The 21,822-nt window shown below is 65.0% G+C and carries 19 protein-coding genes; 16 read left to right on the plus strand and 3 right to left on the minus strand.

Annotated elements, in window-relative coordinates:
• The 4 genes from Q0094_RS13720 to ilvN form a co-directional block, all read left to right on the plus strand.
• Positions 1-215: hypothetical protein (locus Q0094_RS13720; RefSeq protein WP_297620717.1), on the plus strand; the 215-nt coding region annotated here is incomplete at its 5' end.
• 192 nt (positions 216-407) lie between these two features.
• Positions 408-2,162 (plus strand): acetolactate synthase 3 large subunit, encoded by a 1,755-nt coding sequence (locus Q0094_RS13725; RefSeq protein WP_297620720.1) that lies wholly within the window; start codon positions 408-410, stop codon positions 2,160-2,162.
• A gap of 17 nt (positions 2,163-2,179) precedes the next feature.
• Complete coding sequence (locus Q0094_RS13730; protein ID WP_297620723.1) at positions 2,180-3,055, plus strand: FkbM family methyltransferase; 876 nt, start codon at positions 2,180-2,182, stop codon at positions 3,053-3,055.
• A 333-nt stretch (positions 3,056-3,388) separates the two neighbouring features.
• Positions 3,389-3,949, plus strand: a complete 561-nt coding sequence (ilvN, locus tag Q0094_RS13735) for an acetolactate synthase small subunit (RefSeq protein ID WP_297620726.1) — start codon at positions 3,389-3,391, stop codon at positions 3,947-3,949.
• A 133-nt stretch (positions 3,950-4,082) separates the two neighbouring features.
• Here the strand turns inward: ilvN and Q0094_RS13740 are convergent, their stop codons facing one another.
• Positions 4,083-4,652: a lytic transglycosylase domain-containing protein gene (locus Q0094_RS13740; RefSeq protein ID WP_297620729.1), complete on the minus strand. Its 570-nt coding sequence runs from the start codon at positions 4,650-4,652 to the stop codon at positions 4,083-4,085.
• A gap of 211 nt (positions 4,653-4,863) precedes the next feature.
• Here Q0094_RS13740 and ssb point away from each other — a divergent pair, with 211 nt between their 5' ends.
• From ssb to trpE, 4 genes are all read left to right on the plus strand, one after another.
• Positions 4,864-5,382 carry a single-stranded DNA-binding protein gene (gene ssb / locus Q0094_RS13745; RefSeq protein ID WP_297620732.1) on the plus strand — a complete coding sequence of 173 codons (519 nt, stop codon included), beginning with the start codon at positions 4,864-4,866 and terminating at the stop codon, positions 5,380-5,382.
• Between the two features lie 131 nt (positions 5,383-5,513).
• On the plus strand, positions 5,514-6,701 hold the full coding sequence (locus tag Q0094_RS13750; protein ID WP_297620735.1) for an aminotransferase: 1,188 nt from the start codon (positions 5,514-5,516) through the stop codon (positions 6,699-6,701).
• 109 nt (positions 6,702-6,810) lie between these two features.
• Positions 6,811-8,664: a SurA N-terminal domain-containing protein gene (locus Q0094_RS13755; RefSeq protein ID WP_297620740.1), complete on the plus strand. Its 1,854-nt coding sequence runs from the start codon at positions 6,811-6,813 to the stop codon at positions 8,662-8,664.
• The gene (gene trpE, locus Q0094_RS13760; protein WP_297620743.1) at positions 8,664-10,175 is read left to right on the plus strand and encodes an anthranilate synthase component I; all 1,512 of its coding nucleotides are present in this window, start codon (positions 8,664-8,666) and stop codon (positions 10,173-10,175) included. The genes Q0094_RS13755 and trpE overlap by 1 nt, the downstream gene beginning before the upstream one ends.
• Before the next feature lie 24 nt (positions 10,176-10,199).
• On the opposite strand, the gene Q0094_RS13765 is transcribed toward trpE, so the two are convergent.
• Positions 10,200-11,567 (minus strand): divergent polysaccharide deacetylase family protein, encoded by a 1,368-nt coding sequence (locus Q0094_RS13765; protein ID WP_297620746.1) that lies wholly within the window; start codon positions 11,565-11,567, stop codon positions 10,200-10,202.
• A gap of 155 nt (positions 11,568-11,722) precedes the next feature.
• On the opposite strand from Q0094_RS13765, the gene Q0094_RS13770 reads away from it, so the two are divergent.
• The 6 genes from Q0094_RS13770 (at position 11,723) to lexA (ending at position 16,697) form a co-directional block, all read left to right on the plus strand.
• A complete protein-coding gene (locus Q0094_RS13770; RefSeq protein WP_297620749.1) occupies positions 11,723-12,310 on the plus strand; it encodes an aminodeoxychorismate/anthranilate synthase component II in 588 nt (195 codons plus the stop codon).
• Positions 12,307-13,323, plus strand: coding sequence for an anthranilate phosphoribosyltransferase (gene trpD / locus Q0094_RS13775; protein WP_297620752.1), 1,017 nt, complete (start codon positions 12,307-12,309; stop codon positions 13,321-13,323). The genes Q0094_RS13770 and trpD overlap by 4 nt, the downstream gene beginning before the upstream one ends.
• 5 nt (positions 13,324-13,328) lie before the next feature.
• Positions 13,329-14,135 carry an indole-3-glycerol phosphate synthase TrpC gene (gene trpC, locus Q0094_RS13780; protein ID WP_297620755.1) on the plus strand — a complete coding sequence of 269 codons (807 nt, stop codon included), beginning with the start codon at positions 13,329-13,331 and terminating at the stop codon, positions 14,133-14,135.
• A 3-nt stretch (positions 14,136-14,138) separates the two neighbouring features.
• Complete coding sequence (moaC, locus tag Q0094_RS13785; RefSeq protein ID WP_297620758.1) at positions 14,139-14,618, plus strand: cyclic pyranopterin monophosphate synthase MoaC; 480 nt, start codon at positions 14,139-14,141, stop codon at positions 14,616-14,618.
• A gap of 115 nt (positions 14,619-14,733) precedes the next feature.
• Complete coding sequence (glp, locus tag Q0094_RS13790) at positions 14,734-15,933, plus strand: gephyrin-like molybdotransferase Glp (protein WP_297620761.1); 1,200 nt, start codon at positions 14,734-14,736, stop codon at positions 15,931-15,933.
• Between the two features lie 80 nt (positions 15,934-16,013).
• Positions 16,014-16,697 carry a transcriptional repressor LexA gene (gene lexA, locus Q0094_RS13795; RefSeq protein WP_297620765.1) on the plus strand — a complete coding sequence of 228 codons (684 nt, stop codon included), beginning with the start codon at positions 16,014-16,016 and terminating at the stop codon, positions 16,695-16,697.
• On the opposite strand, the gene Q0094_RS13800 is transcribed toward lexA, so the two are convergent.
• On the minus strand, positions 16,691-18,883 hold the full coding sequence (locus Q0094_RS13800) for a ComEC/Rec2 family competence protein (RefSeq protein ID WP_297620768.1): 2,193 nt from the start codon (positions 18,881-18,883) through the stop codon (positions 16,691-16,693). The two genes, lexA and Q0094_RS13800, sit on opposite strands and share 7 nt — an antisense overlap.
• A gap of 121 nt (positions 18,884-19,004) precedes the next feature.
• Between Q0094_RS13800 and gltX the strand changes: the two genes are divergently transcribed.
• Positions 19,005-20,420 carry a glutamate--tRNA ligase gene (gltX, locus tag Q0094_RS13805; RefSeq protein ID WP_297620771.1) on the plus strand — a complete coding sequence of 472 codons (1,416 nt, stop codon included), beginning with the start codon at positions 19,005-19,007 and terminating at the stop codon, positions 20,418-20,420.
• A 105-nt stretch (positions 20,421-20,525) separates the two neighbouring features.
• The gene (gene gltA, locus Q0094_RS13810; protein WP_297620774.1) at positions 20,526-21,821 is read left to right on the plus strand and encodes a citrate synthase; all 1,296 of its coding nucleotides are present in this window, start codon (positions 20,526-20,528) and stop codon (positions 21,819-21,821) included.
• Position 21,822 lies beyond the last annotated feature (1 nt).

Below are 21,822 nucleotides of genomic sequence, written 5' to 3' on the forward strand. Positions count from 1 at the left end.
CGCGGCTGCACTGCTCAAAACCGGACCATTTTGGTGAGGAAAAATCGACCTTGAAAAAGATCGTTGCGGAACTAGCGGTTGCAAGGTGTCCTGCAACTCACCCGCGCAGGGATGTTTTTCATTTTTGCCAGCAAGTTTCGATTCGTTGCGCAACCGCCCCTCTGAACGACATTTTCGACAATTTGACGGTTGACGCCCGCCAGCAGCATTTCTAGTGTCCGCCGCATGCAACCAGCACGGGGGGCAGCCCATGGACTGCTTCGTAGATGACGTAGGGAAAAAGCGCATGGGTCGGTAACGACTGCCATCTTGGCATCCCATGCGCCCCCGGTTTACCCCCCGGGGGCTTTTTCGTGCCAAAGGGCGCGGCACTGATGATGAACCGGACACAGAAAAGGACAGACGCGATGACACGGCAAATGACCGGAGCAAAGATGGTGGTCGAGGCGCTCAAGGAACAGGGCGTCGAGGTCGTATTCGGCTATCCCGGCGGCGCCGTGCTGCCGATCTATGACGAGATCTTTCAACAAAACGCGATCCGCCACATTCTGGTGCGTCACGAACAGGGTGCTGTCCATGCCGCCGAAGGTTATGCGCGCTCGACCGGCAAGCCGGGCGTCGTGCTGGTCACCTCGGGGCCGGGCGCGACCAATGCGGTCACGGGTCTGGTTGATGCGCTGATGGATTCGATCCCTCTGGTGGTTCTGACGGGTCAGGTGCCAACCTTCATGATCGGCTCCGATGCCTTTCAGGAAGCAGACACCGTCGGCATCACGCGGCCCTGCACCAAGATGAACTGGCTGGTAAAGGAAACCGACAAGCTGTCGGACACGATCCATCAAGCCTTTCACATCGCCACCCATGGGCGACCCGGCCCTGTTCTGGTCGACATTCCCAAGGATGTGCAATTCGCCACCGGCACGTATGTCGACAAACCCAAGGCACGCACCAGCCACTATCAACCCAAGGTCAAGGGCGACACCGCCATGATCGAGGCGCTGGTCGCGGCCATGGAACAGGCCGAGCGCCCGCTGTTTTACACGGGCGGCGGTGTGATCAACTCCGGGCCGCGCGCCAGCACGCTCTTGACCGAATTGGTGACACAGACAGGTTTTCCCATCACCTCGACGCTGATGGGGCTTGGCGCCTATCCCGCCTCGGGGCAGAACTGGCTGGGGATGCTGGGCATGCACGGGCTTTACGAAGCCAATCTGGCGATGCACGACTGTGATCTGATGATCAACATCGGCGCGCGCTTCGACGATCGCATCACCGGCCGCATCGCCGATTTCAGCCCCAACAGCCTCAAGGCGCATGTCGATATCGACCCGTCCTCGATCAACAAGGTGATCCACGCCGATTTTCCGATCATCGGCGATGTCACCCATGTGCTGGAGGAAATGCTGCGCATCTGGCAGGCACGCGGGTCAAAGACCAACGCGGTTCCGGTCAAGAAATGGTGGGACAAGATCGAGGAATGGCGCGCGGTCAAATGCCTGCGCTATACCAATTCCGAAACCACCATCAAACCGCAGTTCGCCCTGGAACGGCTTGAGGCCCTGACCAAGGGGCGCGACCGCTACATCACCACCGAAGTGGGCCAGCATCAGATGTGGGCGGCCCAGTTCCTGGGCTTTGAGGCGCCCAACCGCTGGATGACAAGCGGCGGGCTTGGAACCATGGGCTATGGCACGCCCGCCTCCATCGGCGTGCAGGTGGCCCATCCCGGCGCGCTGGTGATCAATGTCGCGGGCGAAGCATCATGGCTGATGAACATGCAGGAAATGGGCACCGCGATCCAGTATCGCCTGCCGGTCAAGCAGTTCATCCTCAACAACGAGCGTCTGGGCATGGTGCGCCAGTGGCAGGAATTGCTGCACGGCGAGCGCTACAGCCACAGCTGGTCCGAGGCGCTGCCCGATTTCGTCAAACTGGCGGAGGCTTTTGGCGCCAAGGGCATCTTGTGCAAGGACCCCGCCGATCTGGATGACGCGATCATGGAGATGCTCAACTATGACGGGCCGGTGATCTTCGACTGTCTGGTCGAAAAGCACGAGAACTGCTTCCCGATGATCCCCTCGGGCAAGGCGCATAACGAGATGATCATGGGCGAGGTCGATACCCAGGGCGTCATCGGTGCCGAGGGCGGCGTGCTGGTATGAGGCCTTCCGTGCGGAGCTTGATCGACCGCTTCCGCAAGGTTGCAAAAAAAGGGCCGAGGCATGCGCTTTCGCTCAAGACCACGCACCTGGTCGAGAGCTGCTTCGGCCCGATCGAGGCTTATGTCGATGATGTGATCACCGATCAGATCATTGAGTTCGGCAATCACACCCGGCCCGAGTTTGCCTTTGCCTGTTCGGTCCTGTCGCCCAGGGCGCAGCTCTTCGACCTCGGTGCACACATCGGGACCTTCTCGATGACGGCGCTGGGAAAGATGATGGGCGGAGGTCGTATCCTCGCGGTCGAGGGCAACCCCGTGACCGCGGCCATCCTGTCGCGCAATCTCATGCGCGTGGCGGACCCGAAGCAGCGCGGAAGGCAACCGGGGCGGAGCATCGAGGTCCTCAACGCCTTCGTCGCAGTGCAGGACGGGGATTTCGCCATTCAAGAAAACCGCGCCAACACGGGCGCAAGCATGCTCGTGCCGCGGGCCACCGGGCCGAACATGGCCCCGGCCGTTCAGCCCTTCTACGGCATCGACGCGTTGGTCGACCGGTATTTCCCACCGGATTACATCAAGCTCGACACAGAAGGCACTGAGGGGCAGGTCTTGACCGGGTCGCGCTTCGTCGCGGACGCAAAGCCCCTGATCTATCTTGAGGTGAACGAACGCACCCTTGCAGCCTTCGGCACCACAACATCCGATCTCGACGATCTCTTCGGGCGACTTGGCTATGGGCTTTATGTCAACAGCTTCGACCGCAACGGAGGCCATGATCTGTACCGCATCGACCGCATCACGACCCTGACCGGGCGCGGAGCTTTCTTTGACGTGCTCTGTGTGCCCGTCACGCACGAAATGTACAAGGTCTTGTCGCGCCTCTGCGCGCCCTGAGCGGCCCTATCCGATCATTCCAGAAAGCAGATGGCCTGCGCCAACAGGCCGTCGGGGTGAAATCAGATATCGCTGGCCGGATCTTTGCCACACCAGTCTTTTCACGCTTGATCCAATCCCGGTCGCGCCACATCAGTCGGGGCTGCGCGACGGCTGGCCATGGCGACACTGGAAAGAGACGCCATGCAAACGGCCCCTTTCATGCACTCATCGGGCAAAGCCATGCCGCGGTGCAGCCATTTCCCGGCCCGCCGAATAAGCCCATTTCGGCCCTTTCGCATCGCGGCCTGCCCGGCTACACTGGGCGGGCCGTTTTCCTGTCAGGGGCCGCCCATGTCACCGCTCAACATCGAGAAAGGCTCGTCGAGCCATTCCGCCTACGACCTTCGCAGCCATATGTCGGACAAGGTGGAAACCCATACGCTGGCCGTTCTGGTGGAAAACGAGCCGGGCGTTCTGGCACGCGTGATCGGGCTGTTTTCCGGGCGCGGCTACAATATCGAAAGCCTGACCGTGGCCGAGGTGGACCATGGCGGCCACCGCTCGCGCATCACCATCGTAACCTCGGGCACGCCGCAGGTGATCAACCAGATCAAGATGCAACTCGAGCGCATGGTCCCGGTCCACGAGGTTCATGACCTGACGGTCGAGGGCGCCTTTGTCAGCCGCGAACTGGCGCTGATCAAGGTTGTCGCCAAGGGCGAGCACCGGGTTGAATCGCTACGCATCGCCGAGATCTTCCGGGCCAATGTGGTCGATTCGACCCTGCAGAGCTTTGTCTTTGAGATCACCGGCACGCCCGACAAGGTCGACGCCTTTTGCGAACTCATGCGGCCTTTGGGCGATGTGCATCTGGCCCGCACGGGCGTCGCGGCGATCGCGCGCGGGGTCTGAGCGAAAATTCGTACGAATTTTCGCATGCTGCGATCCTTCCTGCGAAGGATCGTGGCCCTTTTGTTGTCGTCGGTGCCTGCGACACGCGGGCTTGGCCCCTGCTACCTTTTGGGGGCCATCAAGAGCGCGCGCCCTACCCTCGTCCCAGAATGATGCGCACATAGTCGCGCGTTTCGGCATAAGGGGGGATGCCGCCGTGCTGACGCACGGCTTCGGGTCCGGCATTATACGCGGCCAGCGCATGATCCCAGCGGCGAAAGCTGCGAAACTGCATGGCCAGATAGCGCGCTCCGGCATCGAGATTGGCCACCGGATCGGTCGGATCGACACCCAGCATGCGCGCGGTGTCGGGCATGAGCTGGGCCAGACCAATGGCGCCCGCATGGCTGACGGCCTGCGGATCCCAGGCCGATTCCTGCTGCACAAGGCGCAAGAACAGATCTTCGGGGATGCCATGGCGGCGCGCGGCCGCACGGGCCACGTCAAGCCATGGGCCGGAATAGCGCCCCTCAAATCGCGCGACATCCTGCGCGCCGGGTTGAAAATCGGGGCGCAACCGGGCCGAAGCCGCATATTGCCCTGCTGCACGTCCGTCGATCACCGACAGCGCGTTTCCGAACCGCTCCATCGGATTGGCAAGCACCGGCAGGGCTGTGCAACACAGCAGGGCTGCAAAGCGGGTGGCGCGAAAATACCGGGGCATGGGACCGATGGTTGAGCAAAGCCTGACCAACCCATAGGTCAAGCCAGGGAGAATTTCCAGCCTTTGGCGCCCACCCCCCTTGTGGCAAGGGCGCAATTAACCTTTCCTTGACCATAGTGGGGTGATCTAAGCAGCGCGGCGCTGCGATTGCGTGACTCGCGCAGGGGGCGCCCGCTGTTATGAAACATCGACCGGACAGGGGGGAAATGACATGGCCGGATCCGTCAACAAGGTAATCCTGATCGGCAATCTGGGCCGCGATCCCGAGGTGCGCAGCTTTCAGAATGGCGGCAAGGTGTGCAATCTGCGCATCGCGACCTCCGAGACCTGGAAAGACCGCACCACGGGTGAACGCAAGGAACGCACCGAATGGCATTCGGTCGCGATCTTTTCGGAACCTGTGGCCCGTATCGCCGAACAATACCTGCGCAAGGGCTCAAAGGTCTATATCGAGGGCCAGCTGGAAACCCGCAAATGGCAAGATCAGTCCGGTCAGGAGCGCTACACCACCGAGATCGTGTTGCGGCCCTATAGCGGCACGCTGACCTTGCTCGATGGGCGCGACGGCGGCAGCGGCGGACCTTCGGGCGCGTCGGGTGGTGGGGCGGCTGGCGGCTATGGGGATGATCGCGGCGGCGGTGGCTATCCCGATGATCGCGGCGGATCGGGCGGCGCGGGCCGGTCAGGCTTTGGCGGCGGCGGCGATGTGGATGATGAGATCCCGTTCTAGGCGGGTGGCTTGGGGCGGCGGGTCGGATGGCCCGGCGCCTGCGTCTTTTGCCGGTTGAGGATCCCTCCGGCAGAGATACATGAACAACAAACCAGCAGGGGCACCGCGCGAAGCCGTGCGGTGGGGCGGGAATGCAGCCGATCAATCCGACTTATGCAAAGACCTTTGCGCCCCCGGTGATGGAGGCGCGGCGCTGGATCCTTGGGCAAAGCTTTGCGCCCGAGCGCCCGCTGATCAATCTCAGCCAGGCTGCCCCGGTGGAACCACCGCCCGAGGCGCTGGTGCGCGCCATGGCCGAAGCGATGATCACGGACCCGGCCAGCCATCTTTATGGCCCGGTTCTGGGCTTGCCCGACTTGCGCGCCGAACTGGCGGCGCAATGGTCGGTGGGCTATGGCGGCGCGATCCGCCCCGCGCAGGTGGCCGTGACGGCGGGCTGCAATCAGGCCTTCACGGCCGCGATGTCGACGCTGGCGGGCGCGGGCGATGAGGTGATCCTGCCCCTGCCCTTCTATTTCAACCACAAGATGTGGCTCGACATGGAAGGCGTGCGCGCCGTCAGCTTGCCCACGGGCGATGATCTGTTGCCCGACCCCGAACAGGCCGCCAGCCTGATCACCGATCGCACCCGTGCCATCGTGTTGATCAGCCCCAACAACCCGGCGGGCGTGGAATATCCGGCGCCGCTTTTGCGGGCCTTTTACGATCTGGCGCGCCGCCACGGGCTGGCCTTGATCCTGGACGAGACCTATCGCGATTTCCACTCCGGCACGGGCGCGCCCCATGATCTGTTCACCGATCCCGATTGGGACAAGACGCTGATCCATCTGTATTCCTTTTCCAAAGCCTATCGGCTGACGGGTCACCGGGTGGGCGCCATCATGGCGTCCGAGACGCGGTTGGCCGAGGTGGAGAAATTTCTCGACACCGTGGCGATCTGCCCGCCGCAGGTGGGCCAGATCGGCGCGCTCTGGGGGATGCGGCATCTGGGCGATTGGCTGGCCGGGGAACGGGCCGAAATCCTGGCCCGGCGCGACACGGTGCGGCGCGAGTTCGCACGCCTGCCCGCCTGGCAACTCCTGGGATGCGGGGCTTATTTCGCCTATGTGCGCCATCCCTTTGCCCTGCCCTCGGATCAGGTGGCGCAACGGATGGTGGGCGCGGCCGCGCTTCTGGTGCTGCCCGGCACCATGTTCGGCCCCCGCATCGATCAGGGCGGCACCGGACAGGCCGAGGCGACGCTGCGCATCGCCTTTGCCAATGCCGATGCCACAGGTCTGGTGAGGGTGGTGGACCGCTTGGCCGCGCTTGATTTCTAGGCGCCCCTGCGCCCAGCCCTTGCCGTGCTGCGCCCAAGCGCGTAATCAACCCCTTGATCAGATCGGGCCCGCACAGGGCCCACCCAAAGCCTGAAAGGACCAGTATCAGATGGCACGATCGGCTGTGAAAAAGGCCTCGAACCTCTTTGTCTGGATCATTCTGGGCCTTTTGTTCGTGGCGCTGGCGGGCTTCGGCATCGGCTCGTTCTCGGGCGGGGCCAGTCGCGTGGGTGCTGTGGGCGATATCGAGATCACCGCCGAAGATTATGCGCGCGCACTCGATCAGGAAATCCGCGCCCGCATCGCCCAGACCGGCCAGCCGGTCACGCTGGCCAATCTGCGCGCGCAAGGCGTGGATCAGGCCGTGCTGCAATCCCTGGTGGCGCGCGCGGCGCTGGCCCATGAGGCACAGGCCATGGGCCTGTCGGTCGGCGACGCCGAAGTGGCCCGCCAGATCACGCAAATTCAGGCTTTTCAGGGGCTTGACGGCGCATTTGATCGCGAAACCTATGAATTCACCTTGCGCCAGAACGGGTTGAACCCCGCCGAGTTCGAGGATGATCTGCGCGAAGACACCGCACGCAGCCTGTTGCAGGCGGCGGTGATCGGCGGGATTGGTCCCCAAACCACCATCACCGAGCCCTTGGTCGCCTATCAGGGTGAAACCCGCGATGTGAGCCTTTTGATCCTGACCGAGGCCGATCTGCCCGGCGCCGTGCCGCAACCCACCGACGCCGAGCTTTTGACCCATTACGAGGCGCATCCAGACCGCTTCACCGACCCCGAGGCGCGGCGCATCACCTATGCATGGGTCACACCCGCGATGTTGACGGATGCCATGGCCATCGACGAAGCAAGCTTGCGTGCGCTCTATGACGAGCGGGCCGATCAGTATCTCCAGCCCGAGCGGCGGCTGCTGGAAAGGCTGGTGTTTGCCGATGCACCCAGCGCACAGGCGGCCTATGACGCGATTGCGGCGGGCCAGACCAGCTTTGACACGCTGGTGGCCGACCGCGGGTTGCGCTTTGAGGATGTCGATCTGGGCGAGGTCACGCGCGATGATCTGACGGCCGAAGCGGCGGAGGCGATTTTTTCGGATACCGAAAGCGAGATCATCGGCCCCGTGGCCACCGATCTGGGGCCTGCGCTGTTTCGGGTGAACGCGGCGCTCGATGCCTCGGAGATCCCGTTTGAAGAGGCGCAAGAGGACTTGCGCGCCGAACTGGCCGCCGAGGCGGCGCGCCGCGCGATTGACGACCTGCGTGATCCGGTCGATGATCTTCTGGCCGAGGGTGCCACGCTCGAAGAGCTGGCAGAAACAACCGAGATGGTTCTGGGCACGATCGATTATACCCCCGTCTCCGAGGATGGCATCGCCGCTTATGACGGCTTTCGCGAGGCGGCCATGGCGGTGCAACCGGGCGATTTTCCCGAGCTGATCGCGCTGTCGGATGGGGGGCTTTTCGCGCTGCGCCTTGATGAGGTGGTGCCGCCCACCCTTCCCCCCTTGGCCGATATCCGGGGCGATGTGGTGGCCGATTGGCGCGCCACCGCGCTGCGCGCAGCGCTGGCCGCGCGCGGTGAGGCGATCATCGGCGCGTTGACCGGCGGCGCGCGGCTGGAGGATCTGGGTCGGACCGAAACCGAGGCGCAGATCCGCCGGCAGGGCTTTGTGCCCGATGCGCCGCCAACGCTGGTCGGACAGATCTTTCAACTGGGCGACGTGGGCGATGTGACCCTGGTGGCCAGCGAGGATCGCATGTTGGTTGTGCGTTTGGACGCCATCAACCCTGCGGCGCGCGATGATCCGAATGTCTCGATGCTGTTGCAGATCCTCGGTCAGGCCGTGGCCCAAACCGTGTCACAGGATATCTTTGAAGCCTATGGTCAGGCGCTCCAGGCCGAGGCGGGCATCCAGTTGAACCAGTCGGTGATCAACGCCGTTCACACGCAGTTTCCCTGATGGCCCGGATTTCCGATTTCGCCGATTTCGAAGCGGGCTGGGCGGCCGGGCGCAACCAGCTTGTGCATGCCCGCCTTGCCGCCGATCTGGATACGGCGGTGTCGGTGATGATGAAGCTGACCGATGCCGGGCGCGACAGCTTCATTCTTGAATCCGTTACCGGTGGCGAGGTGCGGGGCCGGTATTCGATCATCGGATGCAAGCCTGATCTGGTCTGGGAATGTCATGGCCCCACCAGCCGCATCAACCGCAGCGCGCGGTTCGACCGCGAGGCATTCGCGCCTTGTTCCGAGCCGCCGCTGGTCGCGCTCAGATCCCTGCTGGCGGAATCGGCCATCGACATGCCCGAACATCTGCCGGCCGCCGCCGCCGGGCTGTTTGGCTATCTGGGCTACGACATGATCCGGCTGGTCGAACATCTGCCCGATGTGAACCCCGATCCGCTGGGTCTTGCCGATGCGGTGCTGATGCGCCCCTCGGTCATCGCGGTGCTCGATGGCGTCAAGGGTGAGGTGACGGTGGTTGCGCCCGCCTGGGTGTCATCGGGGCTGTCGGCGCGCGCGGCCTATGCGCAGGCGGCCGAACGGGTGTCGGATGCGCTGCGCGATCTGGAACGTGCACCCGCCACGGCCAGCCGCGAAATGGGCGAGGCGCGCGCCGTGGCCGAGCCGGTGTCGAACTTCAGCCATGCCGCATATCTGGCCGCCGTCGACCGCGCCAAGGATTACATCCGCGCGGGCGACATCTTTCAGGTGGTGCCGTCCCAGCGCTGGACACAGGATTTCCCCGAGCCGCCCTTTGCGCTCTACCGCGCGCTCCGGCGCACAAACCCCTCGCCCTTCATGTTCTTCTTCAATTTCGGACCCTTCCAGATTGTCGGCGCCAGCCCCGAGATCCTTGTGCGCGTCTTCAAGGGGCAAGTCACGATCCGCCCCATCGCGGGCACCCGCAAGCGTGGCGCCACCCCCGAGGAAGACCGCGCGCTCGAGGCCGATCTGTTGTCGGACCCCAAGGAACTGGCCGAGCATCTGATGCTGCTCGATCTGGGGCGCAACGATGTGGGGCGCGTGGCCAAGATCGGCACCGTCCGGCCCACCGAGGAATTCATCGTCGAACGCTACAGCCATGTCATGCACATCGTGTCGAATGTGGTGGGCGAATTGCGCGATGACCAAGATGCGCTGTCGGCGCTTCTGGCGGGGCTGCCTGCGGGCACGGTTTCGGGTGCCCCCAAGGTCCGCGCGATGGAAATCATCGACGAGCTGGAGCCCGAAAAGCGCGGCGTCTATGGCGGCGGCGTGGGCTATTTCAGCGCCGGCGGCGACATGGACATGTGCATCGCGCTGCGCACTGCGGTGATCAAGGACGGCAAGCTCTACATTCAGGCCGGCGGCGGCGTGGTCTATGACAGCGACCCCGAGGCCGAGTTTCAGGAAACCGTCAACAAATCCCGCGCCATCCGGCGCGCAGCCGAGGATGCAGGCCTGTTTTCGGGGCCAACCAACCGCTGAACCCGCGCAACGCGTGTTGGCGCCCTATTGGCTCAGGCGCTCTATGGCTGCGGAAACCGGGGCCAGCCGCACCCCCTTGGTGGCGCTGCGCAAGGCCCAGGACAGCACCGCCTCGATCGTGTCGGGGCGGGTCCGGCCCACAACGATGACAGCGCCATCCTGCACCGCGGCAAAGGCCGCGCGGTCAAGATAGCGGGTGATCAGCGGGGCGCGCTGATCGGCGTCGTCAAGCAGACGGAACGCCGGTGCGGCCGCCACCCGCGCGCGCGGTGGCAGTGACTGCAAAGCGTTTTGACCATCGGCAAGGGTGATCAGCCCATGGCCCGTGTCGGCCAGCCCGGCGGCGATCGCGTCGGGCACAGCCGGGTCAACCGGCCGGGCCGGCGGGCGCACTGCAGGCCGGTCGATCACGGCCACCGCGTGGCTCAGCGTGGCCCGTGCAGCGGCCAGCGCCAGATCCACATCGCCAGAGACCGCAGCGTCAGCGATGGATGCGGGGGCCAGGATCACCACCTCGAACCCGGCCGCCCGCACCAGCGCGGCACGCGCCGCCGCGTCGGGTTGTGACGGGTCCAAAGCGAAGCTGACCGGAAAGCGAAAGCGCGACAGGCTGCCGGGGTCAAGCGGGCTGGCCGGATCGTCAATCAGCACAATCGCAAAAAGGGGCTGGTCATCGGGCAGGTCAAAGCCCACCGCATGGGCGACCAAGGCCCCTCTGGGCACATCGGGCATGGCCGGTTCGGGCGTTGTGGGAGCCGGTGGGACCAGCGCATCAGCGGCTGCTTGCGTCACTGTCTGCGGCACGACAACGGGCACGACAACGGGTGCGGCAACGGGTGTGGCCACGGGATCAAGCGACGGGGTGGGCATCTGCACGGGTGGGGGTGCCGTGTCGATCCCGGCCAGGCTTTGCTCGGGCTCTTGGGCCATGATGCGGTTTGGCGCGACACCCACAGCCCCGGTGTCGCCAGCCCGGGCAAGATGCGGCGGGGCCAAGCCGGGCAGGTTCTGGGGCGCGGGTTGGGGCGGTGTTTCGGCGATGCTGTCAGCAGGTGCCGGGATTGGCCCCGCAGCGACGGGGGCCCGATCGCGCAGCGCCCCTTGCGTCAGCGGCGCGGGGCTGGGCGCGCTGGCGGGCGCGGACAAAGGCCCCGGAAGGATCGGCGCGGCGACATCGGGGGGGGCGGGCATCTGCCCCGACCCCCGCATGGGCGCGGCCGGCACCGGCATCCCATCTGCGGGCGCGTCAGGCGCTGGAAGTACCTCGAGGGCTTGGGGCGCTTGCGGCTTGCCCGGGGCATCGGGCAAGGGCAAGCCCAGCGACAGCAGGATCAAGACCACGCCCGCCACAAGCATGCCCCAGCCCAGACCACCCAGCAGACCGCGCCCCATTGGACCCTCTTTCGCCTTTTGGGGTCGACGCACCCCGAATACCCGCAGCCGCCGACTGTCTCTTGCGCTTGACCGCCCCCGCGGGCTTTGAAACATGTATAGCTCGGGCGCACATCGCCTTCACCCCCTATTCGCCCCGGGCGACAGGACCTGCCATGCTGTTACTCATCGACAATTACGACAGCTTCACATGGAACCTTGTCCATTATCTGGGCGAGTTGGGCGCCGGGGCGCATGTGGTGCGCAATGACCAGATCAGCGTGCAAGACGCGCTGGCGCTCAGCCCGCAGGCGATCGTGCTTTCGCCCGGCCCCTGCGATCCGGCACAGGCGGGCATCTGTGTGCCGCTGACGCGGGCGGCAGCGGGCGCGGGCGTGCCGCTTTTGGGGGTCTGTCTGGGCCATCAGACCATCGGCGAGGCCTTTGGGGGGCGCGTGCAGCGCCACAGCGAGATCGTGCATGGCAAGATGGGCGAGATTTTCCACTCGGGCCAAGGCATGTTTGCGGGCCTGCCCTCGCCGCTGCTGGCCACGCGCTATCATTCATTGGTGGTCGACCGCCCCAGCCTGCCGCCCACGCTGGAGGTGACGGCAGAACTGGCGGATGGCACGATCATGGGTCTGCGCCACCGCACACTCCCCATCGAGGGGGTGCAGTTTCATCCCGAAAGCATCCGCTCCCAGCATGGGCGCGAGATGCTGAAGAATTTTCTCGATATGGCCAAGGGGGCCGTTCCCGCATGAGCGACGCGATGAAGCCGCTGATCTACGCCGCAGCCGAAGGCCCGCTGTCGCGCGCCCAGGCCGAGGCGGCCTTTGCGGAATTGTTCGAAGGCACCGCCACCCCCGCCCAGATCGGCGGGCTGTTGATGGCGATGCGGGCGCGCGGCGAATCCGTCGCCGAATATGCCGCCGCCGCTCAGGTGATGCGCGACAAATGCGTGCCCGTGCGCGCGCCTGCGGGCGCGATGGATATCGTGGGCACGGGTGGCGACGGCATGGGCACGCTCAACATCTCGACCGCAGCCGCCTTTGTGGTGGCGGGCGCGGGCGTGCCGGTGGCCAAACATGGCAACCGCAACCTCAGTTCGAAATCCGGGGCGGCGGATGCCTTGGGCGCTTTGGGCATCGAGGTGATGGTGCCCGCCCATGTGGTCGAGCGCGCCATCGCCGAGGCGGGCATCGGCTTCATGATGGCGCCCATGCACCACCCCGCGATGAAGCATGTCATGCCCGTGCGCCAGGAGCTTGGATCAAAGACGATCTTCAACATATTGGGTCCGCTTACAAATCCCGCAGGAGTCAAGCGGCAGTTGACAGGCGCCTTCGCGATCGATCTGATTTTTCCCATGGCCGAGACGCTGCAGGCGCTGGGGTCCGAGGCCGCGTGGCTGGTGCATGGGTCGGATGGCACGGATGAGATCTCGATCTCGGGGACCACATCGGTGGCGGTGCTCAAGGATGGCAAGATCAAGCCCCGCGAGGTCCACCCCGAGGAGGCGGGCCTGCCCACCCATCCGTTCCGTGATATCCTGGGCGGCAGCCCGGCCGAAAATGCCGCCGCGCTGCGCGCGCTTCTCGATGGGGCGCCGGGGGCGTACCGCGATGCGGTGCTGCTGAATGCGGCGGCGGCCCTTGTCGTGGCCGAGCGCGCGGGTGATCTGAAATCGGGCGTCGAGATCGCCCGCGACAGCATCGACAGCGGGGCGGCGAAACGAGCGGTCGAAAAGCTCGCCGCCATCACACAAGGAGCTTGACGCCCATGGCCACCATTCTGGACAAGATCAAGGCCTACAAGCTCGATGAGATCGCCGCTGCCAAAACGGCCCGCCCATTGGCGCAGCTTGAAGACGCCGCGCGTTCTGCCCCCCGCGTGCGCCCGTTTTGTGGCGCGCTCCGACACGCAGAGCAAAGCGGATACGGGCTGATTGCCGAGATCAAGAAAGCCAGCCCCTCCAAGGGGTTGATCCGCGCCGATTTCGACGTGCCCCTGTTGGCCAAAGCCTATGAAGCCGGTGGGGCGGCCTGTCTGTCGGTCCTGACCGACACGCCCAGCTTTCAGGGCAAGCCCGAGTATCTGGCCCGTGCGCGGGCGGCCAGTTCCCTGCCCTGTCTGCGCAAGGATTTCATGTATGACACCTATCAGGTGGCCGAAGCGCGCGGCTGGGGGGCCGATTGCATCTTGATCATCATGGCGTCCGTCACGGATGGGCAGGCCGCCGAACTGGAGGACGCCGCCACCCATTGGGGCATGGACGCGCTGATCGAGGTGCATGACGCGGCCGAACTGGACCGGGCCCTGCGTCTGAAAAGCCCGCTCATCGGGATCAACAACCGCGATCTCAACAGCTTTGAGACCCGGCTCGAGACCACCGAAGCGCTGGCCCCGCGCGTGCCCAAAGGGCGCATGGTGATTTCGGAATCGGGGCTGTTCGGGCCTGCCGATCTGGCGCGCATGGCGCAAACGGGCGCGCGCAGTTTCCTGATCGGCGAAAGCCTGATGCGACAGGCCGATGTGACGGCGGCCACCCGCGCGATGCTGGCCCATCCTGTCATGGCGGGGGCGTGATCCATGGCGGACTTGACCCATTTCGACAGCGCGGGTCAGGCGCATATGGTCGATGTCTCGGACAAGGCCGTGACCGACCGCGTGGCAGTGGCCGAGGGGTGGGTGCGGATGCGCCCGGAAACCTTGGCGCTGGTGACCGCAGGCACCGCGAAAAAGGGCGATGTGCTGGGGATTGCACGGCTTGCCGGGATCATGGGGGCCAAGAAAACCGCCGATCTGATCCCGTTGTGCCATCCGCTGCCGATCACCAAGGTGGCGCTGGAGCTTGTCCCTGATGCCGCCCTTCCGGGGGTGCGGATCACGGCGACCGTCAAGACCACCGGCCAGACCGGCGTGGAGATGGAGGCGTTGACGGCCGTTTCAGTGGCGGCGCTGACGGTGCATGACATGCTGAAGGCGGCTGAAAAATCCATCGAGATCGGGGGCATCCGCGTGGTGCTGAAGGATGGTGGCAAATCGGGGCGCTACGAGGCCGAGGGCTGAGGGGTGCGATTATTCGTACGAATAATCGCAGCGCGCGCCGTTGCGGACGCTCGTGCCCGTGGCGGGGACAGCATGCGTATTTTCGGAAAGATGAAGCAGTGAAGGGGCGTTGCGCATGATCTCGGTCGAGGAGGCGCTGGCTGCATGTCTGGCTTTGGTGCGGCCCGCTGGAACCGAAAGCGTCAAGCTGGCCGATGCCATGGGCCGTGTTCTGGCAACCGATGTGGTGGCAGGCCGCGACCAGCCGCCCTTTGCGGCCTCGGCCATGGATGGTTACGCGATGGCGCTGGCAGACCGGGTGACAGGCGCGCGGCTGAGCGTGGTGGGCGAGGCCCCGGCCGGGCGCGCCTGGGCGGGACAGATCGGCGCAGGCCAGGCCTTGCGCATCTTTACCGGCGCGCCCCTGCCGCGGGGGGCCGATTGCGTGGTCGTGCAAGAGGATGTCGCGCGCGAGGCGGACACGATCCTTCTGGGTCCGCGGCTCGATGAGGGCAGCAATATCCGCGCGGCCGGTTGCGATTTCCGGGCGGGCGCCCGGCTTGCAGCGCCCCGACGGCTGTCGCCCGCCGATATTGCGCTCTGTGCGGCGATGAATGCGCCGGTGCTCGATGTGTTCCGCCGGCCCGAGGTGGCCTTGATCGCAACGGGCGATGAGTTGGTCAGCCCCGGAGAGGCGCCCCGAGACGATCAGATCATCGCCTCCAACATCTATGGGCTGAAGGCGATGATCGAGGCCGAGGGCTGCCGCGCGCGGCTTTTGCCCATCGCGCGCGACAACTGCGCAAGCCTGACACAGGTTCTGGCGCTGGCCCAAGGGGCAGATCTGATTGTCACGATCGGCGGCGCCTCTGTGGGCGAGCATGATCTGGTTGCGGGGGTGACCGCTGGCCTGGGTCTTGAGCGATCGTTCTACAAGGTGGCTTTGCGGCCGGGCAAGCCGCTGATGGCGGGGCGATTGGGGGGGGCGGCCCTGTTGGGGCTGCCGGGAAATCCGGTGTCATCCATGGTGTGTGGCGAGATTTTCCTGGTGCCTATGCTGCGCGCGATGCTTGGGCTTGGGGCGCGTGCGCGGGCACGCCGGGCAGGCAGGTTGGGATGCGACCTGCCGGCCAATGGCAACCGGGCGCATTACCTGCGGGCACGGGTGGAAGCGGGCCCTGACCTGCCGGTCATCACACCTTATGCGGTGCAGGATTCTTCGCTTTTGAGCGTCTTGTCGGAGGCAGGCACCTTGTTGGTACGTGCGCCTGAAGATGGGCCGCGCAAGGCGGGCGATGTGATCGAGCATCTGCCGCTGGCACCGCATGACAGTTGATTCGTTGACACGGAGCGGGAACAGGTTTAGAACATAACCTGAACAAACCTCAGGCTTTCGGATTCAGGGAGAACGAGCCGATGCTGACCCGCAAGCAGCGTGATCTGTTGGAATTCATCCATGCCCGCGTACAGCGCGACGGCGTGCCACCGTCCTTTGACGAAATGAAGGAGGCGTTGGACCTGCGCTCCAAATCCGGCATTCATCGGCTGATCACCGCACTGGAAGAGCGCGGCTTTATCCGCAGACTGGCCCACCGCGCGCGCGCGCTTGAAATCCTCAAGATGCCCGAGGCGATGGAAAAGGGCGGCTTTGCGCCGCGCGTGATCAAGGGGGATCGGGTTGATCCGCCGCGCGGGGCCATGCCGGTCGCAGCGGCCGCGACGGACGTGCCCGTCATGGGTCGCATCGCCGCTGGCACACCCATCGAAGCGATTTCCGAGGTGGCAAGCCATGTCGCCGTGCCCCAGCAGATGCTGCGCAGCGGGCGCAGCCATTACGCCCTTGAGGTCAAAGGCGATTCGATGATCGAGGCGGGGATCAACGATGGCGATATCGTAGTCATCGAAGAGGGCGGCACGGCGCAAAATGGCGATATCGTCGTGGCGCTGGTCGAAGGCCATGAGGCGACGCTGAAACGTTTGCGCCGAAAGGGCGGGATGATCGCACTGGAAGCGGCAAACCCAGCCTATGAAACGCGCATGTTCCGCGACGATCAGGTGACCGTTCAAGGCAGGTTGGTCGGCCTGATCCGCAGCTACTGACCCCGGTCCCGGGGCGGGGGTGACCACAGCCTGTCGCCCTGATGCATGCGCGCGCTGGTGACAATCAGCGCGCCTTGCCTGTGGGTGATGGCCAAGGCGCCGGTCTGGGCCAGCAAGGGGCCATCGAACACCAGGCAACCGGCATCTGGATAAAGCGTGACAGGCAGGTGGCCGGCAAGTGTCATGCGCGGCTGCAACAGGGCTGCGATCGCGGTCACCGGCACGGGCGCTGGCGCGGGTTCCGACAAGATGACGACATCATGGGTGGCGCACGCCTGGGCCGCCGCTTCGGCCCCGGTTCGGCCCGTAGCGTGCCAAATGCGCAGCCCGGCCAGATCGCTTGCCCGACCTGCGCCCTCCGCACGCCACAGATCGCGCGCGGCCGCCCCGTCTTGAGCCACCCGGTCACCGTCGTTTTCGAGCCAGACGCCTGCGACAAATCCGTCCCCGCGGGGGCGGCTGAGCGCGCGGCCCTCTGGCGACAAGATGCCGACCATGCCGCCGCTGTCGGACACCAGCACAACCGGACGCCCCTCGCCGTTCCAATTGATCAGGGCGACGACAATGGGCAGTGCGCCCAGCCAACGCGCGCGCCCCTGCCAGAGCAAAACGACAAGCCCACCCATGGTCACGACGCCCAGCATCCAACCCGGCGGGGTCGCAACCGCTGCCACGGCCCCCGGCCAGGCCGCAACCCATTCCGCCACGCCCAGGATCCAGATCAGCGCCCATTCCATCACAAACCAGACCGGTCCCGCCAAGCCGATGGGCGTCAACAGCGTGGCCACCACCGCACCGGGCATGATGACGCTGCCCATCACCGGCACGGTCAACAGATTGGCAAACAGGCCATAGACCGGGAATTGGTTGAAATGCGCCGCCGCAAAAGGCGCGGTGGCTGCCCCCGCCACCACCGACGAGACGACGAGCATAAGCACCGCCTTTGCCCAACTTGGCCAAGCCGCGCCCAACTGAAGCGTCCGCAGCAAGCCAAAAGCCCCGACCAGGGCGGCCGTGGCCGCGAAGGACATCTGAAATCCCGGCGACATCAGGGTTTCGGGCCGGTTCAAAAGCACGATGATCGCGGCAATCGCGACCGAGCGCAGGGTGATGGCGCGCCGGTCCAGCAGCACCGCCGCAAACATCACCGCCGCCTGAATGAAGGCCCGTTCGGTCGCCACATTCCCCCCCGAGAGCGCCAGATAAAAGGCCCCCGCCAGCAAGGCCCCCAATGCGGCCCATTTGCGGATCGGGTAGCGCAAGGCCAGCACCGGGATCAGCGCCAGACCCAACCGCAGCGCCGCATAGACAAAGCCCGTCAGCAACCCCATGTGCAGGCCGGAAATGGCCAGAAGATGGGCGATATTGGCATCGCGCATCGCCTGTGTCGGCCCGGCTTCCAGCCCGGATCGATCACCGGTCAGCACGGCGGCAGCAAAGGCGCCGGGCTGGCCCGCGATGCGATCTTGGATGGCCGCCGACAGGCGCATGCGCAGATGAAACAAGCGCGCCGCGCCCGCCGCACGCACCTCCAGAAGCATCAGGGGGGTGCGCGTGTAGCCGACACCGCCCAACGACAGGAAATAGGAATGGCGCTGAAAATCGAAGCCGCCCGGCTCGGCCGGGCCGGACGGCGCCGACAGATGGCCCGTCACCATCACGATGCTGCCCGGTTCAGGCGCCGATCCGGCCGCATCGCCATGCAACGCCACGCGCACCCGGAGCGGTGTCCGCTCAGGTGCCATATCTTCGAGCCGGACCTGATCAAGCGTCAGCCGCGTCGCATCCGAGGCCGATCGGTCCACCCCCACAACCCGCCCCTCGATCGCGCCGTAATAGCGAAAATCCAGCACCGGCCCCGCCACGCCATGCGCGCGGTGGCCCGCGGCCAGCACCCCCAGCGCGACCATGGCCACCCCAACACCCAAAGGGCCGATGCCCGCACGCCAGATCACCGCCACCGCCACGCCCGCCACCAAAAGCGCCGCCGTCACGCCATAGCCCACCGGGCCGGGTTCTTGCGGCAACGCAAAATAAAGCGCCACCCCAAGGCCCAGCATCACAGCCGACCATGGCATCAGCGCACCGCGTTGCGCATGGCCAAGCGCGCTCAAGCCCCCCAGCGCCATCCGCAGCGCGACCGGTGCTTGCCCGCGCACGGGCCCAGTATCGACGAAATCGGTCACCGCCTTGTCAGCGCCCTTCGTGATGCGTTAACGAAGCGTCAAGCCTAGCCCCGACATGGTTTCCAACTGGTTAACGCCGCGCCGGCCCCGCCCGCCCGCGATCGGCGCGAAAAGGAACAAGATGACCGCACCACAGCAGATCATCACCCGCATCGCCCCCTCGCCCACGGGCATCATGCACATCGGCACGGCACGCACGGCGCTGTTCAACTGGCTCTTTGCCCGCGCGCGTGGCGGCCAGTTCTTGCTCAGGATCGAAGACACCGACCGCGCCCGGTCCACCCCCGAGGCGACGCAAGCGATTCTCGACGGGATGCGGTGGCTCGGTCTCGACTGGGATGGCGACGCCGTCAGCCAGTTCGAACGCGTCCCCCGCCATGCGCAGATCGCCCATGAAATGCTGGCGCGCGGGCATGCCTACAAATGCTTTGCCAGCCAAGATACCATCGAAGCCTACCGCGAGGCCGCCCGCGCCGAAGGCCGCTCGACGCTCTACCACAGCCCCTGGCGCGACGCGCCCGCCGCCGATCACCCCGATGCACCCTATGCGATCCGCCTCAAGGCACCGCAGACAGGCCAAACCGTGATCGAGGATGCCGTGCAGGGCCGGGTGACGTTTGCCAACGACCAGCTGGACGACATGGTGATGCTGCGCTCGGACGGCACGCCCACCTACATGCTGGCGGTGGTGGTCGATGATCACGATATGGGCGTGACCCATGTGATCCGGGGCGATGACCACCTGAACAATGCCCCGCGTCAGGCGCAGATCTATCGCGCCATGGGATGGGCGGAACCGGTCTGGGCGCATATTCCGCTGATCCATGGCCCGGATGGCAAAAAGCTCAGCAAGCGGCATGGCGCGACGGGTGTGATGGATTACGCACAGATGGGCGTGCCTGCGGCCGCGATGCGCAACTATCTGGCCCGGCTTGGCTGGAGCCATGGCGATGACGAGCTTTTTACCGATGCACAGGCGCTGGAGTGGTTCGATCTGGCGGGAATCGGGCGTGCGCCCGCGCGGCTTGACCTCAAGAAACTCGAAAGCGTGGCCGGATGGCACATCGCCCGCATGTCGGATGCCGATCTGATGGCCGAGATCACGCGATATCTTGCGCTGACCGGGCAAGCGCCGCTTTCGCACATGCAGCATGATAGGCTCGGAACTGCGATGTATTGCCTCAAGGATCGGGCGAAATCGCTGCCGGAATTGCTCGAAAAAGGCCAATTTGCCTTGGCCGGCCGCCCCATCACCCCCGATGCGGCGGCGGCGGCGCAACTCGATGCAGTATCCCGTGGTATACTGCGTGAATTGACTGCGCAGTTGCAGCATGCTAGCTGGACCCGTGACACGCTGGAGGCGACGCTGACCCATGCCGCCGAGGCCCATGGGTTGAAATTCGGCAAACTTGCAGGCCCGCTCAGGGCCGCATTGGCAGGCCGCAGCGTTACCCCCAGCGTCTATGACATGATGCTCGTCATCGGCCGCGACGAAACGATCGCCCGCCTGACGGATGCCGCTTCCCGCGACGGCTGAACCGGGGGGCCACAAACCGAACAGGGGCCGTCCGCAAGGCAAAGCCCCATTTTTCCGCGCGCGGCGCATCTGCACCCGCCGGTCATGATGCAGAGGGGGACCACCATGGCACAGACGACACGCACCGCCAGCCTGACGATCGACGGCAAAACCTATGAGCTGCCGATCCATTCGCCGACCGCCGGCCCCGATGTCATCGACATCACCAAGCTTTATGCGCAAGCGGGCGTGTTCACCCATGATCCGGGCTTCACCTCGACCTCGGCCTGCGAGAGCGCGATCACCTTCATCGATGGCGACAAGGGCGAATTGATGCACCGCGGCTATCCCATCGACCAGCTGGCCGAAAAATCGCATTACCTCGAAGTGTGCTACCTGCTGTTGTACGGCGAACTGCCGTCGGCCGCTGCACTGGAACATTTCGAAACCACGATCACCCGTCACACGATGATCCATGAACAGATGCACAATTTCTTCCGGGGGTTCCGGCGGGATGCGCATCCGATGGCAACCATGGTGGGCGTGGTCGGCGCGATGTCGGCCTTCTATCACGACAGCACCGACATCAACGATGCCCACCAGCGCGAGATCGCATCCCATCGCCTGATTGCCAAGATGCCGACGATCGCCGCGATGGCTTATAAATACTCGATCGGCCAGCCGTTTGTCTATCCGCGCAACGATCTTGATTACGCCTCGAACTTCTTGCGCATGTGCTTTGCCGTTCCGGCCGAAGACTATGTGGTCGACCCGGTGCTGGCCCGCGCGATGGACCGCATCTTCACGCTGCATGCCGACCATGAACAAAACGCCTCCACCTCGACGGTGCGTCTGGCTTCGTCCTCGGGGGCGAACCCCTTTGCCTGTATCGCAGCCGGCATCGCCTGTCTCTGGGGGCCCGCGCATGGCGGCGCCAATCAGGCCTGCCTCGAGATGCTCAAGGAAATCGGCTCGGTCGACCGGATCCCCGAATTCATCGCGCGCGCCAAGGACAAGAACGATCCCTTCCGCCTGATGGGCTTTGGCCACCGTGTCTACAAGAACTTCGACCCCCGCGCCACGGTGATGAAGACATCCGCCGATGAGGTGCTGGATCTCTTGGGTGTCGAAAACAACCCGCTGCTGCAAATCGCCAAGGAGCTTGAGCGCATCGCGGTTCAAGACCCCTATTTCATCGAGAAAAAACTCTTTCCCAATGTCGATTTCTACTCTGGGATCATCCTCGAAGCGATGGGCTTTCCCACCGCGATGTTCACCCCGATCTTCGCCGTCTCGCGCACGGTGGGCTGGATTTCTCAGTGGAAGGAACAACTGGCCGACCCAGCGATGAAAATCGGCCGGCCGCGCCAGCTTTACATGGGCCCGACCGCCCGCGATTACATCGATATCGAGAACCGCTAGA

It is taken from the genome of uncultured Roseicyclus sp., assembly GCF_937892565.1.
Lineage (GTDB): Bacteria > Pseudomonadota > Alphaproteobacteria > Rhodobacterales > Rhodobacteraceae > Roseicyclus.

Coding starts and splice junctions, on each gene's coding strand:
- Q0094_RS13725 (WP_297620720.1), top strand. CDS start 408: ATGACACGGCAAATGACCGGAGCAAAGATGGTGGTCGAGGCGCTCAAG.
- ilvN (WP_297620726.1), top strand. CDS start 3,389: ATGTCACCGCTCAACATCGAGAAAGGCTCGTCGAGCCATTCCGCCTAC.
- Q0094_RS13740 (WP_297620729.1), bottom strand. CDS start 4,652: ATGCCCCGGTATTTTCGCGCCACCCGCTTTGCAGCCCTGCTGTGTTGC.
- ssb (WP_297620732.1), top strand. CDS start 4,864: ATGGCCGGATCCGTCAACAAGGTAATCCTGATCGGCAATCTGGGCCGC.
- Q0094_RS13750 (WP_297620735.1), top strand. CDS start 5,514: ATGCAGCCGATCAATCCGACTTATGCAAAGACCTTTGCGCCCCCGGTG.
- Q0094_RS13755 (WP_297620740.1), top strand. CDS start 6,811: ATGGCACGATCGGCTGTGAAAAAGGCCTCGAACCTCTTTGTCTGGATC.
- trpE (WP_297620743.1), top strand. CDS start 8,664: ATGGCCCGGATTTCCGATTTCGCCGATTTCGAAGCGGGCTGGGCGGCC.
- Q0094_RS13765 (WP_297620746.1), bottom strand. CDS start 11,567: ATGGGGCGCGGTCTGCTGGGTGGTCTGGGCTGGGGCATGCTTGTGGCG.
- Q0094_RS13770 (WP_297620749.1), top strand. CDS start 11,723: ATGCTGTTACTCATCGACAATTACGACAGCTTCACATGGAACCTTGTC.
- trpD (WP_297620752.1), top strand. CDS start 12,307: ATGAGCGACGCGATGAAGCCGCTGATCTACGCCGCAGCCGAAGGCCCG.
- trpC (WP_297620755.1), top strand. CDS start 13,329: ATGGCCACCATTCTGGACAAGATCAAGGCCTACAAGCTCGATGAGATC.
- moaC (WP_297620758.1), top strand. CDS start 14,139: ATGGCGGACTTGACCCATTTCGACAGCGCGGGTCAGGCGCATATGGTC.
- glp (WP_297620761.1), top strand. CDS start 14,734: ATGATCTCGGTCGAGGAGGCGCTGGCTGCATGTCTGGCTTTGGTGCGG.
- lexA (WP_297620765.1), top strand. CDS start 16,014: ATGCTGACCCGCAAGCAGCGTGATCTGTTGGAATTCATCCATGCCCGC.
- gltX (WP_297620771.1), top strand. CDS start 19,005: ATGACCGCACCACAGCAGATCATCACCCGCATCGCCCCCTCGCCCACG.
- gltA (WP_297620774.1), top strand. CDS start 20,526: ATGGCACAGACGACACGCACCGCCAGCCTGACGATCGACGGCAAAACC.